The sequence below is a fragment of the Microbacterium meiriae genome (assembly GCF_040685015.1).
In the GTDB taxonomy this organism is placed as follows: domain Bacteria; phylum Actinomycetota; class Actinomycetes; order Actinomycetales; family Microbacteriaceae; genus Microbacterium; species Microbacterium meiriae.
This window is the reverse complement of the sequence record NZ_JBFBHD010000001.1, coordinates 352,901-368,260: the sequence shown is the minus strand read 5'-3', so window position 1 is coordinate 368,260 and position 15,360 is coordinate 352,901. Positions and strand designations below refer to the sequence as shown.

Below are 15,360 nucleotides of genomic sequence, written 5' to 3'. Positions count from 1 at the left end.
TTCGGGTAGTCGGGGGGTGTCAGCGCGCGTCGAAGGGGAGAGTGTCCCCCTCGATACCGGCGGAGAGTGAGACGAGGTCGGAGAGGGCGCTGGTCATGAGCGCCCGATCGGCGTCCGAGAGGGGGTGGTGCCCCGCGAGAAGCGCCTGGATGTAGAGCAGCTGGACGGTGCGTGCGAAGACGGCGTCGTCCTCGACGCGGACGAGGGCCCGGACGACGCGGTTCGACCAGTTCAGGCACAGTCGCGCCGTGAGGTCGTCGTCCCGCGACGAGGAGAGCGTCTGGTCGATGCGGTCGAGCACCCCGCCCCAGAGCGTGCTCGCGATGCCCTTGGTGCGCCCGCGGTCGATCGTCCGCAGCACCTCGGGGTCCGCCACGTACAGTCCGGTCAGCTCCGGGCGGTCGATCGCCCGGACGACCACGGCGCAGTCCGAGGACTGCAGGACGGCGCCGGCGCGGGACTCCAGCGCCATCGCGATGTCCCGGTCGTCCAGCGGCGGCGGGTCGAGGCGATCGAGCTCCCCGGTCACGTCGACCTTCTCGACCGTGACCTGCGGGTAGAGGTCGGGGAGCAGCCGGATCAGGTCGGCGTCGTAGAGGTAGCCGCCGTTGACGAGGACCTCGTCGGACGGCGAGATCCCGGCCACCTGGCGGAACTCGTCGACCGTCTGGGTGTAGCGCACGTGCGGGTACCGCTCCACGAGCTCGCCGATCCGCAGCGTGCCGTGCGTGGTCTCCACCGTGAGCCAGCGGGTGATGAAGCGCGCGAGCTCCTCGTCGTGTCGCACCAGGGACTTGAGGCCGACCTCGTGCACGGCGACGAACTGGGCGAGGCGATGCGGTTCACGCAGTCCGAGTTCGAGCACCCAGCGGCGGATCCCGGCGCCGAGCTGTTCGCGGACGTGCTCCAGCGCCGTGTCCTCGACGAGGGATTCGCGGCTCGCGGTCGGTGCGAGGCCGGTGGAGTCGATGACGGCGCGCACGAAGAACGCCCAGTCGGGCAGCACGTCGTCGACGCGTTCCGACAGCAGCATGCGGCCCAGATACATGCGGGTCGCCTGCCGGGCGCCGGGCGGAGGAGCGAAGGGCAGGACGTATGCCAGGCCCTGCGTCCCGGTCGCCGGCTCGGTCAGCGGGATCACGTCCAGCGGCGCCGCACCGAGCAGGTCGCGGCCGTACTGCACGGCCGCTTCGACGTCGGCGGCGGGGTCGAGGAAGGGCGCCTCGCGGGTCACGTCGATGTCCCCGCCGGTCGCATCGATGGTCACCTGCACGGGCAGGAACTCGCCGAACGTGGTCGCGAGCTCGTGCACGGCGGCCGGTCGCAGCAGCTCGTCGGCGTCGAAGCGCGGCACGAGGTGCACGCTGGTGCCGATCGGCAGGTCGTCATCGATCTCCGCGACCCGGAAGGTGCCGTCGGCGCTGCCCGTCCACTCCACCGCGGAGCCGCCTCTGGCGCTGCGGGAGCGGATGACGATGGTGTCGGCGACCATGAAGCAGCTCAGCAGCCCGATGCCGAACTGGCCGAGGAAGTCGCTCCGGGGGAGGTCGAAGATGTCCCGCTTGGAGCTGCGCCCGACGGTCGCGAGGAGATCGGCGACCTCGGCCGCGGTCAGCCCCACCCCGTCATCGCGGAGCACGAACTCGCCCGTCTGCGCGGTGAGCGGCGTGATGCGGATGCGGCCTCCGCCCCCGTCGACCTCGCCGCGCGCCGCGATCGCGTCCCGCGCGTTCTGGAGCAGTTCCCGCAGATAGACCCGGGGACTGGAGTAGATGTGCCTGCTGAGCAGGTCGACGACTCCGCGCAGATCCACCTGGAACTGCTGCACATCCCCACTCACATGCGTCCCTTCCTGCTTCGTCCGCCCGCCGAGCCTAGCAACAACGCGGGTTCCGCTTCCTGTTCGGCACCACGGGATCGATGCCGTATGCTTGGTGAGCAGTTGTTCTCTGCATTCTTTCGCCGTGCCTGGCGTCTTCGACATCGGCCGGTGGCAGGGTGGGGAGGGCATCCCCGAGATCTCCGGGTCTCTAGGGCGGTAGCTCAATTGGCAGAGCAGCGGTCTCCAAAACCGCAGGTTGCAGGTTCGATTCCTGTCCGCCCTGCGCGTCAGCGCACGCTGACACACGAAAGGTACATTCAGGATGGATCAGGACGAACCGCGCGGCGACGTCGTCGCGGCCGGCGCCACGCGCCAGAAGAAGGGCAACCCCTTCTCCCGGTTCTTCGGGGGCATCGCCCTGTTCATCCGCCAGGTCATCGCCGAACTGCGCAAGGTCGTCACCCCGACCCGCAAGGAGCTTTTCAAGTTCACGGGTGTGGTGCTCGTCTTCGTCCTGATCGTCATGGGCATCGTCTACGGTCTCGACTACGTCTTCGGGCTCCTGACGCACTACGTGTTCGGAATCCCTGGCTGATGACCCCCGCGGCATCGGCCGCAGCTATGGAGAAGAAGCAACGTGTCTGAACGATATTCCGACGACGCCGACTGGGCGACCGCCGCAGAGCAGTCCAGCGAGGAGGACGAGGCCCAGGAGGGCAACGTGCTCGCCGCCGAGGAGCTCTCGGTCACCTCTGCCGAGCACGTCGCGGTCCACGTCGAGGACGAGGACGGCGAGCAGGAGACGGAAGACATCGACATCGACATCGACGACCCGGAGGCGGACGCCATCGTGAACGACGCTCTGAACCTGGACGAAGCCGCGGAGTCCGAAGCCGCCGCCGAGGTCCTCAACGATTCCGTGGCCGAAGAGGTCGCGGAGCAGGAGGCCGAGGCCGCCGACGAGGTCACTCCCTACGAGGGGCCCGACGTGAACGGCGAGGACGACCGTCCGGCCGCCGAGTCCGACGACGACGAGTCGGCTTCCGAGGAAGACCCGTACGAGGCCTTCCGCATGGACCTGCGCATGCTCCCCGGCAAGTGGTACGTCATCCACTCGTACGCCGGCTTCGAGCGCAAGGTCAAGGCGAACATCGAGCAGCGCAAGTCGACGCTCGAGGTCGAGGACGAGATCTACCAGGTCGAGGTCCCGATGGAGGACGTCGTCGAGATCAAGAACGGCCAGCGCAAGATGGTCACCCGCGTGCGCATCCCCGGCTACGTCCTGGTGCGCATGGAGCTCACGGAGGACACCTGGTCGGTCGTGCGGCACACCCCCGGCGTCACCGGCTTCGTGGGCAACGCCCACAACCCGACGCCGCTGCGCTTCGAAGAGGCCTTCAACATGCTGAAGTCCCTCGTCGAGGTCAAGGACGTCCCGACCGCCAAGAACATCGCGGCCAAGGGCGGCGTCGCCGTCGCCCGTCCGCTTCCCGCCGAGGTCGACTTCGAGGTCGGCGAGACCATCACGATCAAGGAGGGCTCGTTCGCGGGTCTTCCCGGTTCGATCAGCGAGATCAAGCCGGAGAGCGGCAAGCTCACGGTCCTCGTCTCGCTCTTCGAGCGTGAGACCCCGGTCGAGCTGTCGTTCGACCAGGTCACCAAGATGATCTGACACTGTCACGAGAACGGCCGCCTCTTCCGGGGCGGCCGTTTTCTTTTCCCCCGACCCACCCCCTTTCGTGTCTCCCGGCCCGTTGCGGACGCACGCAGAGGGCCGGCTCGCGCCCAAGGGGCCGGCTCGCGCCCAAGGGGCCGGCTCGCGCCCAAGGGGCCGCCTCGCGAGTGGGGGAGTGATCGGGTAGACTTGTGTGGTTTGTGCGACGCTTCGGCGTGAGTAGAGACGACCACGGGCCGGAGAGGCCGGAGCCGTGGGAGAAGCGGATGCTCGCATCCGCCTCGAGGAAAGGAAAGAGAATGGCACCGAAGAAGAAGGTGACCGGCCTGATCAAGCTTCAGATCAACGCCGGTGCCGCCAACCCGGCGCCGCCGATCGGCCCCGCGCTCGGTCAGCATGGCGTCAACATCATGGAGTTCTGCAAGGCGTACAACGCCGCGACCGAGTCGCAGCGCGGCAACGTCATCCCCGTCGAGATCACCGTCTACGAGGACCGCAGCTTCACCTTCGTCCTGAAGACCCCGCCCGCGGCGGAGCTCATCAAGAAGGCCGCCGGTGTGCAGAAGGCTTCGGCCACCCCGCACACCGTCAAGGTCGGCAAGATCACCAAGGACCAGGTCCGTCAGATCGCTGAGCAGAAGCAGGCCGACCTGAACGCGAACGACATCGAGGCCGCCTCGAAGATCATCGCCGGCACCGCCCGTTCCATGGGCATCACGGTCGAGGGCTGAGGAGAATAATCATGGCTACCAAGTCCAAGGCTTACAAGGCTGCCGCCGAGAAGATCGAGGCAGACCGTTTCTACACGCCGTCCGAGGCCGTCGCGCTCGCGAAGGAGACCGGTTCGGCGAAGTTCGACTCGACCGTCGAGGTCGCGCTGAAGCTCGCCGTCGACCCGCGCAAGGCGGACCAGATGGTGCGCGGCACCGTCATCCTGCCCCACGGCACCGGTAAGACCGCCCGCGTCATCGTGTTCGCCACCGGCCCCGCGGCCGAGGCGGCGATCGCTGCCGGCGCCGATGAGGTCGGCGGCGCCGAGCTCATCCAGAAGGTCGCCGACGGCTGGACCAACTTCGACTCCGCGGTCTCGACCCCGGAGCTCATGGGCCAGGTCGGCCGTCTCGGCAAGGTGCTCGGTCCCCGTGGCCTGATGCCGAACCCGAAGACCGGCACCGTGACTCCGAACCCGGCCAAGGCCGTCGAGGAGATCAAGGGCGGAAAGATCGAGTTCCGCGTCGACAAGCACGCCAACGTGCACTTCGTCATCGGCAAGGCCTCGTTCTCGGCCGAGCAGCTGAACGAGAACATCGACGCCGCTCTCGAGGAGATCGTCCGCCTCAAGCCGTCCAGCGCCAAGGGCCGTTACATCCAGAAGGGTGCGGTGTCGACCACGTTCGGCCCCGGCATCCCGCTGGACGTCAACGCCATCTGACGCGTCGACGGGTTCGCACCTGTCGCACCGAACGCCCCCGGGTCCGCCCGGGGGCGTTCCGCGTTCCCGGACCGCCCGCGACATCCGGCGTCATCCGATGCGGGGAACGCCCGGAGCGACGCGTACTGTGGGGGAGTTCCCGCGGTCGTCGCGTAAACTCGCACCCGCGCTTCTCACCCCAGGAGGGTCCATGTCCCGTCGTCTCATCGCCGTCACCGCACTCGTCGTCGCCGCTGCCGCCCTGACCGCGTGCAGCGGTTCGAGCACGCCCGCGAGCACGGACGGCGAGAGCGCCGCGGGCTCCGACTTCGGCCTGGTGAAGGACGGCACGCTGACGGTCGCGACCGAGGGCACCTACCGTCCGTTCAGCTTCCACGGCGACGGCGGCTCCGGCGACCTCACGGGCTACGACGTCGAGATCATCCAGGCCGTCGCCGACGAGCTCGGTCTGAAGGTCGAGTTCCAGGAGACCCAGTGGGACGCGATCTTCGCGGGGCTCGACGCGGGCCGCTTCGACGTGATCGCGAACCAGGTGTCGATCAACGACGAACGCGAGGCCAAGTACCTCTTCAGCACCCCGTACACGGTGTCGCCCGGCGTGATCGTGGTCAAGGAGGACGACGATTCCATCTCGTCGTTCGACGACCTCGAGGGCAAGACGACGGCGCAGTCCCTCACGAGCAACTGGTACGAGCTGGCCACCGAGTCCGGCGCCAAGGTCGAGGGCGTCGAGGGCTGGGCGCAGGCCGTGGAGCTCCTCCGCCAGGGCCGGGTGGACGCCACCGTCAACGACAAGCTGACCTTCCTCGACTACGAGACGACCAACAGCCCGACCGGCCTGAAGATCGCCGCGGAGACCGACGACGCCGGCGAGCAGGCCTTCGTGTTCACGAAGGGCAAGGAGGCGCTCGTCGATGCGGTCGACGAGGCGCTCGACACGCTCCGTGCCGACGGCACACTGGCCGAGATCAGCGAGAAGTACTTCGGCGAGGACGTCTCGCAGTAGGCGATGCAGAATCCCTGGGAGCTCTTCTTCACCTCGCTCGGGCCGATCGCCTGGGCGGGGCTGACGGCGACGATCCCGCTCGCCCTTGTGTCGTTCGTCCTGGGGCTCGTGATCGCGATCGGCATGGCGCTGATGCGGATCTCGGTGCACCCGGTGGTGTCCGGCATCGCGCGGTTCTACATCTCGGTGATCCGCGGCACGCCGATGCTCGTGCAGCTCTTCGTGATCTTCTTCGGCCTGCCGTCCATCGGGGTGACGCTCGACCCCTGGCCCAGCGCCATCATCGCCCTCTCGCTCAATGTCGGCGGGTACGGAGCCGAGGTCGTGCGGGCGGCGATCCTGTCGGTGCCGAAGGGGCAGTGGGAGGCGGCATACACGGTCGGGATGAACCGCACCCGCACGCTGACCCGCATCATCCTGCCGCAGGCCGCGCGGGTGTCGGTGCCGCCGCTGTCCAACACGTTCATCTCGCTCGTGAAGGACACCTCCCTCACCTCGCTGATCCTCGTGACCGAGCTCTTCAAGGTCGCCCAGCAGATCGCCGCGACGACTCTCGAGTTCATGGTGGTCTACCTGGCCGCGGCCCTGGTGTACTGGGTGATCTGCCTGCTGCTCTCCTTCGGGCAGAGCGCCCTGGAGAGGAGGCTGGACAGTCGTGTCGCGCACTGACCCCACGGCGGAGCCGTTGCTCACCGCACGCGGCCTGCACAAGAGTTTCGGCACCACCGAGGTGCTCCGCGGCTTCGACCTCACGTTGCATCGGGGCGAGGTCGTGGTGCTCATCGGGCCCAGCGGCTCGGGTAAGACGACCGTCCTGCGCGCCCTGAACGGGTTGGAGACGCCGGACGCGGGGACCATCGTGATGGCCGGGGGACCGGAGATCGACTTCGCACCGGAGGTGCGCCCGAAACCGCGCGTGGAGAAGCAGCAGCGGCTGGCGCTGCGTGACCGGTCGGCGATGGTGTTCCAGCACCACAACCTGTTCCCGCACCTGACCGTGCTGGAGAACGTCATCGAAGGGCCGTGGCGGGTGCAGGGCCGTCCGAAGACCGAGGTCGTCGCCGAGGCCCAGGCGCTGCTCGCCCGGGTCGGCCTCGCCGACAAGGCGGACGCGCGGCCGCATCAGCTCTCCGGAGGGCAGCAGCAGCGGGTCGGCATCGTGCGGGCGCTGGCCCTGCAACCGGACCTGCTGCTGTTCGACGAGCCGACGAGCGCGCTCGACCCGGAGCTCGTCGGCGAGGTGCTTCTCGTCATCAAGGAGCTCGCCGATGAGGGATGGACGATGGCCGTCGTCACCCACGAGCTGAGCTTCGCCCGCGAAGCCGCAGATCACGTGCTCTTCCTGGACGGCGGCGTCGTCGTGGAGCAGGGCCCGCCTGCTCAGCTGTTCAGCGCCCCGCAGCACGAACGCACGCAACGGTTCCTCACGCGCATCCTCCGTCCGCTCGACGGCGCCTGAGCCCTCGACCCCGAGGGCGATCGGTGGCAGGATGCGGTGCGTGGGCATCATCGACGACTACCTGACCGACCTCGACGCGGCGGACCGCGCAGTGATCGATCGTGTGTACGCAATCGCCACGGAGGAGGTGCCGGATGCGGAGCAGGGCAAGGGGTATGGGATGCCGGCGCTCGTGCTCGCCGGAAAGCCTCTGCTCTCGGTGATGCGTGCGAAGAAGCACATCGGCGTCTACCCGTTCAGCCCCGAGGCGGTCGCTGCCGTGGCGGGCCTCCTCGACGGTCATCCCGAGATCAGCGTCGACAAGGGGACGATCCGGTTCCAGCCGGAGCACCCGCTGCCGGAGGACGCGGTCCGGGCCCTCGTCCGGGCGCGGGTGGCGCAGATCGACGCGGCGTGAGTGGCTAGGCGTCCAGCACCGGGAGCACCAGGCTCACCGCCAACGTGATCATCACGACCGCGATCACCGCGTCGAGGAGACGCCAGGAGCGCGGGGTGCGCAGCCACCGTCCGAGGTAGCGGGCACCGAAGCCGAGGGCGGTGAACCAGAGGAGGCTCGCGATGACCGCCCCTGCCGCGAACAGCCATCGCTCGTCGCCGTGCGTCGCGGCGATCGAGCCGAGCATCAGCACCGTGTCGAGGTACACGTGCGGGTTCAGCCAGGTCAACGCCAGTGTCGTGAGGATCACCGGGGCGAGGCGGGTGCGGGTGAGGGTCCCGGTGCCACCGGACGCCTCGAGGACCGGAGCGTCGCCCCCGTCGACCACCAGCTCCTCGCCGCCACGCCAGGCCCGTCGCGCCGCGAGCAGCCCGTAGCCGAGGAGGAACAGCGCCCCTGCCCAGCGGGCAACGACGACGAGCCAGGGAGCGGCGGACAGCACGAAGCCGAGCCCGGCGACGCCGGCGATGATCAGCACGGCGTCGGAGAGGGCGCAGACGATCACGACGGCGAGGACGTGCTCGCGCCGGATGCCCTGTCGCAGCACGAACACGTTCTGCGCGCCGATCGCGACGATGAGCGACAGGCCGAGGCCGAGGCCGACGAGAACGGTGAGCATGCATCGAGCCTAGGGATGCTGGCCATGAGGTGCAGCGAAGATTCCTTTCTCACCATTAGCATCGCTGATGTGAGGATCGACCCGGAGCTCGCCGCCACGCTCGCCGCCGTCGCGGACGAGGGAACCCTCGACGCCGCCTCCCGCCGCCTGCGCGTCACCCCGTCCGCCGTCAGCCAGCGGCTCAAGGCGCTCGAGGAGCAACTCGGGCGGATCCTCCTCGTGCGCAGCAAGCCGGTCCGCCTCACCGAGGCCGGGGAGTCCGTCGTGCGCCTCGCGCGGCAGATCGCGCTCCTGGAGCAGGATGCGCTCGCCGGGGTCGGCATCGAGGAGGGCGGTGGGGGACACCGCATCACGGTGCCCCTGGCCGTCAACGCGGATTCCCTGGCGACCTGGTTCCTCCCGCCGATGGCGCGCCTCTCGGCCGCGCACGACATCGACCTGGACCTGCACCGCGACGATCAGAACTTCACCGCCCGACTGCTCGAATCGGGAACGGTCATGGCCGCGGTGACGAGCGAGGCCACGGCGGTCGCGGGGTGCACGGTCACGCCCCTCGGCGTGCTCGAGTACCGCGCCATGGCCGAGCCTGCCTATGCCCGTCGATGGTTCCCTGACGGCGTGACGCCCGCCGCGCTGGCGCACGCGCCGTTCGTCGACTTCGACCGCCGGGACACCCTGCAGCACGAGTGGCTGGCGGCACGGGGAATGCCGGCGGCGGGCGTTCCGCGACACTACGTCCCGGCGTCGCACGACTACGCGCTCGCGGTCGGCCTCGGCCTGGGCTGGGGGATGGTGCCGCGACTGCAGGAGGTCCCCGGGCTCGTCGCGCTCGGCGGTCCGACCCTGCGCGTCGCCCTGTACTGGCAGCAGTGGAACCTGCGCTCCGCGCTGCTGGACACGATCGCGGCCGAGGTCGCGGGAGAAGCACGTCGCGTACTCGCTCGCGACCCCTGACGGGGCGGGTCGTCCCGAGGCCCTCGGCGTTCGCTCAGTCGGCGAGGGCGAGGGCGCGGAAGGCGTCGCGCTCGCGGAGCTGCTCGCGGCGGCTGTCGACCGGGGCGACGGAGCGCGTCGGCACCGCGCGTCCCGTCGTGCGACGGTACAGCTCGTCGATGAGGTCGGTCGCGAGACCGACGAGTTTGGCGATCTCGCGGTCGTCCCGGTCGATCCACACGCAGCGGGGCTCGTCGTGGATGGGGGAGAAGTCGACGTGCTCCTCCCAGACGAACAGGGTGCGCTCGGCGCCCAGCACGTGCTGCTGCCACCAGACCTGGCGCAGGTACGTGCGTGGGATGCCGCGGAAGGCCTTGTTGGTGGTCTTGATCTCCGCGAGGCTGACGCGACCGTCCGCGTCCACCGAGATGCCATCGGGGGTGGCCAGGTGGCGGTGCTCGACCTCGGCGCGGAACAACGCGGAGGAGGGGAAGATGCCGTGCGTCGCGGCGACCCAGGCGGCGATCTCGGGCTCGCGGCGTCGACCGTGGTCCGTGTAGGCGTTGCCGCCGAACCGCGGCCCCCCGCCGAGCTTGGCGTCGGCGGCACGGGCGATCGAGCGTTCGCTGGTGAGTCCGGCGACGTCGGTGGCCGTGATGCCCCGGGACCGTGCCCTCATCCACGCCACGCGGTCGCGCGAGTCCGCGACGATGCGAGCTTGGAGTTCCGGGGTCACCAGAAGACTCTAACTCTCCCCCACCCCCGTTCCCGCCGTACACGCCGCCCCTCCCGCCCTCCCGCCGAGCCACCCCCTTCCGTGCGTCCCGGCCCCCTGCGTGCGCGCACAAGGGGGTGGCTCGAACGCAAAGGGGTGGGTCGAGGACGAGGGGTGTCTTCCTGCACAGGGCGCGGGAGGGAGAGAAAGGGTGTGGGGAACTGCGGGAAGGCGGGGGATCGGCGAGAGGAGAGGGAGAGTCGGGGGGATGAGACAGGTGAGTGTGGACGAGATCCGGGCGATGCTCCTCGGTCGTCGGCGGCTGGAGGAGGAGGGGTGGGGGTCTCGGACGCTCCACGCCGCGGTGGAAGGGCGGCAGCTGCATCATGTGCGTCGCGGGTGGTACCTCGCGCAACGGGACTGGAGCGATCTCGCCCCGGAGTCCCGGCACCGTGCGGAGGTGGTGGCCGCCGACCTCGCGGCCTCGGGGACGCGGCCCGTGTTCTCGCACGCCTCGGCTGCGGTGCTGTGGGGTCTGCCGCTGTACCGGGTGCGGCCGACGAGGGTCCATGTGACGGCGCCCCCCGACCGTCGCCACAGCACCTCGGGGATCCTGCGGCACGAGGGCGCGGTTGCCGCCGGCGACATCGTGGAGCGCGACGGCATCCGCTGCACCTCCCTCGCCCGGACGGTCGTCGACCTCGCCCGCACGGCCGCTCCGGAGGCGGCTCTCGCCGTCGCGGATGCCGCCCTCGCTCTGGTCGGCGGCGACCCGTGGGAGTTCGACGACACCGCGGCGCAGGCTCTCCTGACGGACCTCGCGGATCGAGTGCGTCGTCCCCGGCTCCGCGGCATCGTGCAGGCCCGTCGGATCGTGGTCCTGGCCGACGGGCGCGCGCAGCTTCCGCTGGAGAGCGTGACGCGGTACCGGCTCCATCAGCTCGGCTTCGGCAGGCCGCGTCTGCAGGTGCCGGTGGACGGACCGCGCGGCGGTCGGTTCTGGATGGACATCGCCGTCGACCAGTCCCGCACCTTCGTGGAGTGCGACGGCCGGGACAAGTACCTGGACGAGGGCCTCCGCGGCGGCCGGCCCGTGTCACAGGTCGTGCTCGACGAGAAGATCCGCGAGGACTGGGTGCGCGGGACCACCGGCTGGCGGGTGGTCCGGGTGACCAGCGCGGAGGTCGCCTCGCTCGGCGCGGCCGACGCGCACTTCCGTGCCCTCGGCCTCTTCGCCCGCTGAGTCGCTGACCCACCCCCTTCCGTGCCCTCCGGCCCGTTGCGTGCAGGCGTAAGGGGCCGGGGTGCACCGAAAGGGGTGGGGCGGCTGAGGAGGGGGGACGGAGGAGGAGGGGGATTTGGGGGGAGAGGGAGCGTGGGGTACAGTGGTCATAGCCGAAGACCGCTGGTCATCGTGTGCGCGTGAGTGCACAGGATCGAAGCTCTGCATCGCAGGGGCCCGCGCAGGTGTCACGAACTTCCGAGCTCCGTGCGCTTGCGCCGGAGCTCTTCTCTTTTGCAGGGGGTCGGAGGCCGGCGCCCCACCACCGTGCGGCGCCTCGTACACACCAAGGAGTGACCATGGCGCAGAAGGATGCATCGGTCAACGAGCTCACGAAGTCATTCGAGAACTCGAACGCCGTCCTGCTGACCGAGTACCGCGGTCTGACGGTTGCCCAGCTCAAGCAGCTGCGCAACAGCATCCGTCAGGACGCTGAGTACGCCGTGGTGAAGAACACGCTGACCAAGATCGCCGCCAACAAGGCCGGCATCTCCGCGCTGGACGACGACCTCAAGGGGCCGTCGGCTGTCGCGTTCGTGCACGGTGACTTCGTCGCCACCGCCAAGGCTCTGCGTGACTTCGCCAAGGCCAACCCGCTTCTCGTGATCAAGTCGGGCATCTTCGAGGGCAAGGCCCTCACCGCCGACGAGGTCAACACGTACGCCTCGCTCGAGAGCCGCGAGGTTCTGCTGGCGAAGGCCGCGGGCATGATGAAGGCGACGATGGGCAAGGCTGCGGCCACCATCGACGCGCTTCGCGAAAAGCTGGAGACCGCCGAGGCCGCGTAAGCGACCGGCGATCTCGTCTACAAACCCCATCTATCTAGGAGATACATCATGGCGAAGCTTTCCACCGAGGAGCTGCTCGAGCAGTTCGCCGGCCTGACCCTCATCGAGCTCAACGAGTTCGTGAAGGCGTTCGAGGAGAAGTTCGAGGTCACCGCTGCTGCCCCCGTCGCCGTCGCCGGTGCCGCTGGCGGCGCAGGCGAGGCCGCGGCCGAGGAGGAGAAGGACTCCTTCGACGTCATCCTCGAGGCTGCCGGCGACAAGAAGATCCAGGTCATCAAGGCTGTCCGCGAGCTCACCTCGCTCGGCCTCGGCGAGGCCAAGGCCGTCGTCGACGGTGCTCCGAAGGCCGTCCTCGAGGGCGCCAACAAGGAGACGGCCGAGAAGGCCAAGGCTGCTCTGGAAGAGGCCGGCGCGACCGTCACCCTCAAGTAATTCCAGCGCACCAGCGCTTCTGCGAAGGCCCCGGGTTCCGCCCGGGGCCTTCGTGCGTCCGCGGGGGTCAGCGCGGCGCCGCGGTCGAGCTGCGGACGACGAGCGCCGAGGCGGCTTCGACGCGCTCGACCGGAGCATCCGGCTCGCTGATCCGCCGCATCAGCAGGCGCACGGCTTCCCGTCCCTGATCCCGCGGCGACTGTCCGATCGTGGTGAGCGCGAACATCTCCGCATGCTCGTGGTCGTCGATCCCGACGACGCTGAGCTCGGTCGGCACCGCGATGCCCAGGCGGCGAGCCGCGATCACGGCGCCGATGGCCGCCTCGTCGCACACGCCGACGATGGCGGTCGGACGGTGCCGCCGGTCGCCGAGGAGTCCCGCCGCCGCCGCGTAGCCGCCCGGCATCGTGGGAGCCGAACCGGCGATCCGCGCCCGCGGCGTGAGTCCCGCCGCGTGCAGCGCCTCCCGGTAGCCGGCCAGGCGGCGGGCGTCGCCGTAGCTGAGGTCGGTGTCATCCGTGGCACCGCCCACGAACGCGATGTCGGTGTGCCCGAGGTCGATGAGGTGTTCGGTGGCGATCCGGGCGGCGGCCGCGTCGTCGATCGACACGGCGCTCGATCCCGCGCTGTAGGGGCCCACGCTCACGAGCGGTCGCCCCGTATGGTGCAGCCGTTCCAGCTCGCGGGCGCTGGGCTGGATGCCGACGGCGATGATGCCGTCGAACCTCCGGCCGGGCAGCACGCTCTCGAACAGCCGCTCCCTGGTCTCCGAGCGCTCGGGGACGCCGTAGAGCGAGAGGTCGTAGTCGAGCGCGAGCAGCGATTCCTGCACGCCCGCCAGCAGCTCGGCGAAGAACCACCGATCGACCGGCGGCATCACCAGGCCGATGGTGCCGGTGCGCCCCGTGGCCAGGCTCGTGGCGGAGGAGTGCGCGACGTACGCGAGGTCCTGCGCCGCCTCCTCCACCCGCTGCCTGGTCTCCTCCGAGACATAGCCGCGGCCGCTGAGCGCACGGCTCGCGGTCGCTTTGGAGACACCGGCGCGCATCGCGACGTCGGCGATCGTGCTCATCGTGTCCTCCTCGACCCGGTTCCACGACGGCGAGCGATCGGGCACTCGCCGGGAGCCATCGTAGCCGTTCCGCACCGGGGGAGGAACCGGTTCCAGGCGCGCCGGACTGGGAGCGCTCCCACCTTGTCGTCCACTCGGATGTCAAAGGGTTGTGATCTTGTAACCTTCCCCAGTTGTACGGCGCGAAGGAACCCGAGTAGGTTGGCCTGGAATCGGTTCCCCAATGGTTGCGGCGATTGCTCTCCTTGGGCGGACTGAAGATCCACCTGAAGAGGAGAAGTACATGGCTTTGTCACAGCGATACCGCCTGCTCGCCCCCATCGCACTCGTCGGCGTCGCGTCTCTCGCGCTCGCCGGCTGCGCCGAGGGCGGGGGCGACGAGGGCGGAGAGACCAAGGACACCGTCCGGATCTCCGGCGGCATCACGGGCGTCGAGGCCGACGACCTGAACGCGTCCTTCGAGCAGTTCACGAAGGACACCGGTATCAAGGTCGAGTACACCGGCGACAAGGGCTTCGAGGGCAACATCGTCACCAAGGTGACGGGTGGAGACGCCCCGGACATCGCGATCGTCCCGCAGCCCGGTCTGCTCAAGACCCTCGTCGACACGGGCAAGGTCATGCCGGCCCCCGAGGCCGTCGAGTCCGCCGTCGACGAGAACTGGTCCGAGGACTGGAAGAAGTACGGCACGTTCGACGACACCTTCTACGCGGCGCCGATGCTGGCGAACCTCAAGGGCTACGTCTGGTACTCGCCGAAGCAGTTCGCCGAGTGGGGCGTCGAGGTCCCGGAGACCTGGGACGACATGATCGCCCTCACCGACACGATCGTCGAGAAGACCGGCGGTCCGGCCTGGTGCGCGGGCTTCTCCTCCGAGGCGGCATCCGGCTGGCCGGGAACGGACTGGATCGAGGACCTCGTCCTGCGCCAGTCGGGCCCCGAGGTCTACGACGACTGGGTGGCCGGCGACGTGAAGTTCACCGACCCCGAGATCAAGCAGGCCTTCGACGCCGTGGGTGAGATCCTGCTCAACCCGGAGTACGTCAACGCCGGCTACGGCGACGTCAAGAGCATCAACTCGACCGCGTTCGGTGACGTCGCCAACGCGGTGGCCAAGGGCGACTGCGCACTGACCCACCAGGCCTCGTTCCTGTCGGCGAACTTCCTCGACACGGAGACCGCGGACGGCAACGTCCCCGAGGTCGCACCGGACGGCGACGTCTACGCGTTCATCATGCCGGGCGAGACCGCGGGCGAGCTCCAGGTCGAGGGCGGCGGCGAGTTCGTCGCGGCGTTCTCGGACGACGAGGCCACCCAGAAGGTGCTCGAGTTCATGGCATCGCCCGAGTTCGCCGACGCGCGTGTCGAGCTCGGCGGCGTCATCTCCGCCAACAAGAACGCCGACCCGAGCCTCGCTTCGAGCGAGTTCCTCCAGGAGGCGATGACCATCATGCAGGACGACGCGACGACCTTCCGGTTCGACGCTTCCGACCTGATGCCGTCGACCGTCGGCTCGGGCTCGTTCTGGAAGGGGATGGTCGACTGGATCGACGGCAAGGACACCGAGACGGTGCTCTCCGACATCCAGGCCGGCTACGAGAACTGATCGCCTCGACGCGATCTTCGTAGGCAGAGCGGGGCCGGGCTGCACAGCCCGGCCCCGCTCCACCGATCCGTACTGCGCGGGAA

General features: G+C 69.3%; 17 protein-coding genes and 1 tRNA gene. 14 read left to right on the top strand and 4 right to left on the bottom strand.

Annotation, left to right across the window (positions count from 1 at the left end; genetic code table 11):
- Positions 1–19 precede the first annotated feature (19 nt).
- Entirely contained in the window at positions 20–1,840 is a 1,821-nt protein-coding gene (locus tag AB0N68_RS01860; RefSeq protein WP_280564710.1) for an HSP90 family protein, read from the bottom strand.
- Positions 1,841–2,032: 192 nt separating this feature from the next.
- Between AB0N68_RS01860 and AB0N68_RS01855 the strand changes: the two genes are divergently transcribed.
- The 9 genes from AB0N68_RS01855 (at position 2,033) to AB0N68_RS01815 (ending at position 7,791) form a co-directional block, all read left to right on the top strand.
- A tRNA-Trp gene (locus tag AB0N68_RS01855) sits at positions 2,033–2,105 on the top strand.
- Positions 2,106–2,144: 39 nt separating this feature from the next.
- Positions 2,145–2,417 carry a preprotein translocase subunit SecE gene (gene secE, locus AB0N68_RS01850; RefSeq protein ID WP_025102339.1) on the top strand — a complete coding sequence of 91 codons (273 nt, stop codon included), beginning with the start codon at positions 2,145–2,147 and terminating at the stop codon, positions 2,415–2,417.
- A gap of 42 nt (positions 2,418–2,459) precedes the next feature.
- The gene (gene nusG / locus AB0N68_RS01845; protein ID WP_280564712.1) at positions 2,460–3,494 is read left to right on the top strand and encodes a transcription termination/antitermination protein NusG; all 1,035 of its coding nucleotides are present in this window, start codon (positions 2,460–2,462) and stop codon (positions 3,492–3,494) included.
- Between the two features lie 302 nt (positions 3,495–3,796).
- The gene (gene rplK / locus AB0N68_RS01840) at positions 3,797–4,228 is read left to right on the top strand and encodes a 50S ribosomal protein L11 (protein ID WP_025102337.1); all 432 of its coding nucleotides are present in this window, start codon (positions 3,797–3,799) and stop codon (positions 4,226–4,228) included.
- Positions 4,229–4,239: 11 nt separating this feature from the next.
- Positions 4,240–4,929, top strand: a complete 690-nt coding sequence (rplA, locus tag AB0N68_RS01835; protein ID WP_025102336.1) for a 50S ribosomal protein L1 — start codon at positions 4,240–4,242, stop codon at positions 4,927–4,929.
- Positions 4,930–5,119: 190 nt separating this feature from the next.
- Positions 5,120–5,935: an amino acid ABC transporter substrate-binding protein gene (locus tag AB0N68_RS01830; protein WP_280564715.1), complete on the top strand. Its 816-nt coding sequence runs from the start codon at positions 5,120–5,122 to the stop codon at positions 5,933–5,935.
- 3 nt (positions 5,936–5,938) lie between these two features.
- Entirely contained in the window at positions 5,939–6,604 is a 666-nt protein-coding gene (locus tag AB0N68_RS01825) for an amino acid ABC transporter permease (RefSeq protein ID WP_280564717.1), read from the top strand.
- Positions 6,591–7,394: an amino acid ABC transporter ATP-binding protein gene (locus AB0N68_RS01820; RefSeq protein WP_269474804.1), complete on the top strand. Its 804-nt coding sequence runs from the start codon at positions 6,591–6,593 to the stop codon at positions 7,392–7,394. The genes AB0N68_RS01825 and AB0N68_RS01820 overlap by 14 nt, the downstream gene beginning before the upstream one ends.
- Positions 7,395–7,434: 40 nt before the next feature.
- Positions 7,435–7,791, top strand: coding sequence for an iron chaperone (locus tag AB0N68_RS01815; RefSeq protein ID WP_280564719.1), 357 nt, complete (start codon positions 7,435–7,437; stop codon positions 7,789–7,791).
- 4 nt (positions 7,792–7,795) lie between these two features.
- On the opposite strand, the gene lysE is transcribed toward AB0N68_RS01815, so the two are convergent.
- Positions 7,796–8,449, bottom strand: a complete 654-nt coding sequence (gene lysE, locus AB0N68_RS01810) for an L-lysine exporter (protein WP_280564720.1) — start codon at positions 8,447–8,449, stop codon at positions 7,796–7,798.
- A gap of 69 nt (positions 8,450–8,518) precedes the next feature.
- On the opposite strand from lysE, the gene AB0N68_RS01805 reads away from it, so the two are divergent.
- Positions 8,519–9,403 (top strand): LysR family transcriptional regulator ArgP, encoded by an 885-nt coding sequence (locus AB0N68_RS01805; protein ID WP_280564722.1) that lies wholly within the window; start codon positions 8,519–8,521, stop codon positions 9,401–9,403.
- A gap of 34 nt (positions 9,404–9,437) precedes the next feature.
- Here AB0N68_RS01805 and AB0N68_RS01800 read toward each other — a convergent pair whose 3' ends face one another.
- Complete coding sequence (locus tag AB0N68_RS01800; RefSeq protein ID WP_187662188.1) at positions 9,438–10,118, bottom strand: YqaJ viral recombinase family protein; 681 nt, start codon at positions 10,116–10,118, stop codon at positions 9,438–9,440.
- Positions 10,119–10,365: 247 nt separating this feature from the next.
- Between AB0N68_RS01800 and AB0N68_RS01795 the strand changes: the two genes are divergently transcribed.
- From AB0N68_RS01795 to rplL, 3 genes are all read left to right on the top strand, one after another.
- Positions 10,366–11,340 carry a hypothetical protein gene (locus AB0N68_RS01795; RefSeq protein WP_292797560.1) on the top strand — a complete coding sequence of 325 codons (975 nt, stop codon included), beginning with the start codon at positions 10,366–10,368 and terminating at the stop codon, positions 11,338–11,340.
- Positions 11,341–11,678: 338 nt separating this feature from the next.
- Positions 11,679–12,167, top strand: a complete 489-nt coding sequence (gene rplJ, locus AB0N68_RS01790) for a 50S ribosomal protein L10 (protein ID WP_025104226.1) — start codon at positions 11,679–11,681, stop codon at positions 12,165–12,167.
- Positions 12,168–12,215: 48 nt separating this feature from the next.
- Positions 12,216–12,599 (top strand): 50S ribosomal protein L7/L12, encoded by a 384-nt coding sequence (gene rplL, locus AB0N68_RS01785; RefSeq protein ID WP_025104227.1) that lies wholly within the window; start codon positions 12,216–12,218, stop codon positions 12,597–12,599.
- Between the two features lie 67 nt (positions 12,600–12,666).
- Here rplL and AB0N68_RS01780 read toward each other — a convergent pair whose 3' ends face one another.
- Positions 12,667–13,671 (bottom strand): LacI family DNA-binding transcriptional regulator, encoded by a 1,005-nt coding sequence (locus tag AB0N68_RS01780; protein WP_280568622.1) that lies wholly within the window; start codon positions 13,669–13,671, stop codon positions 12,667–12,669.
- A gap of 283 nt (positions 13,672–13,954) precedes the next feature.
- On the opposite strand from AB0N68_RS01780, the gene AB0N68_RS01775 reads away from it, so the two are divergent.
- Positions 13,955–15,277 (top strand): ABC transporter substrate-binding protein, encoded by a 1,323-nt coding sequence (locus AB0N68_RS01775; RefSeq protein WP_187662185.1) that lies wholly within the window; start codon positions 13,955–13,957, stop codon positions 15,275–15,277.
- Positions 15,278–15,360: the final 83 nt, after the last annotated feature.

Bases quoted from the DNA above. Each gene is read 5' to 3' on its own strand.
- secE (WP_025102339.1), top strand. From the start codon at position 2,145: ATGGATCAGGACGAACCGCGCGGCGACGTCGTCGCGGCCGGCGCCACG.
- AB0N68_RS01775 (WP_187662185.1), top strand. From the start codon at position 13,955: ATGGCTTTGTCACAGCGATACCGCCTGCTCGCCCCCATCGCACTCGTC.
- rplK (WP_025102337.1), top strand. From the start codon at position 3,797: ATGGCACCGAAGAAGAAGGTGACCGGCCTGATCAAGCTTCAGATCAAC.
- rplA (WP_025102336.1), top strand. From the start codon at position 4,240: ATGGCTACCAAGTCCAAGGCTTACAAGGCTGCCGCCGAGAAGATCGAG.
- lysE (WP_280564720.1), bottom strand. From the start codon at position 8,449: ATGCTCACCGTTCTCGTCGGCCTCGGCCTCGGCCTGTCGCTCATCGTC.
- AB0N68_RS01830 (WP_280564715.1), top strand. From the start codon at position 5,120: ATGTCCCGTCGTCTCATCGCCGTCACCGCACTCGTCGTCGCCGCTGCC.
- rplL (WP_025104227.1), top strand. From the start codon at position 12,216: ATGGCGAAGCTTTCCACCGAGGAGCTGCTCGAGCAGTTCGCCGGCCTG.
- AB0N68_RS01780 (WP_280568622.1), bottom strand. From the start codon at position 13,671: ATGAGCACGATCGCCGACGTCGCGATGCGCGCCGGTGTCTCCAAAGCG.
- rplJ (WP_025104226.1), top strand. From the start codon at position 11,679: ATGGCGCAGAAGGATGCATCGGTCAACGAGCTCACGAAGTCATTCGAG.
- AB0N68_RS01825 (WP_280564717.1), top strand. From the start codon at position 5,939: ATGCAGAATCCCTGGGAGCTCTTCTTCACCTCGCTCGGGCCGATCGCC.
- AB0N68_RS01795 (WP_292797560.1), top strand. From the start codon at position 10,366: ATGAGACAGGTGAGTGTGGACGAGATCCGGGCGATGCTCCTCGGTCGT.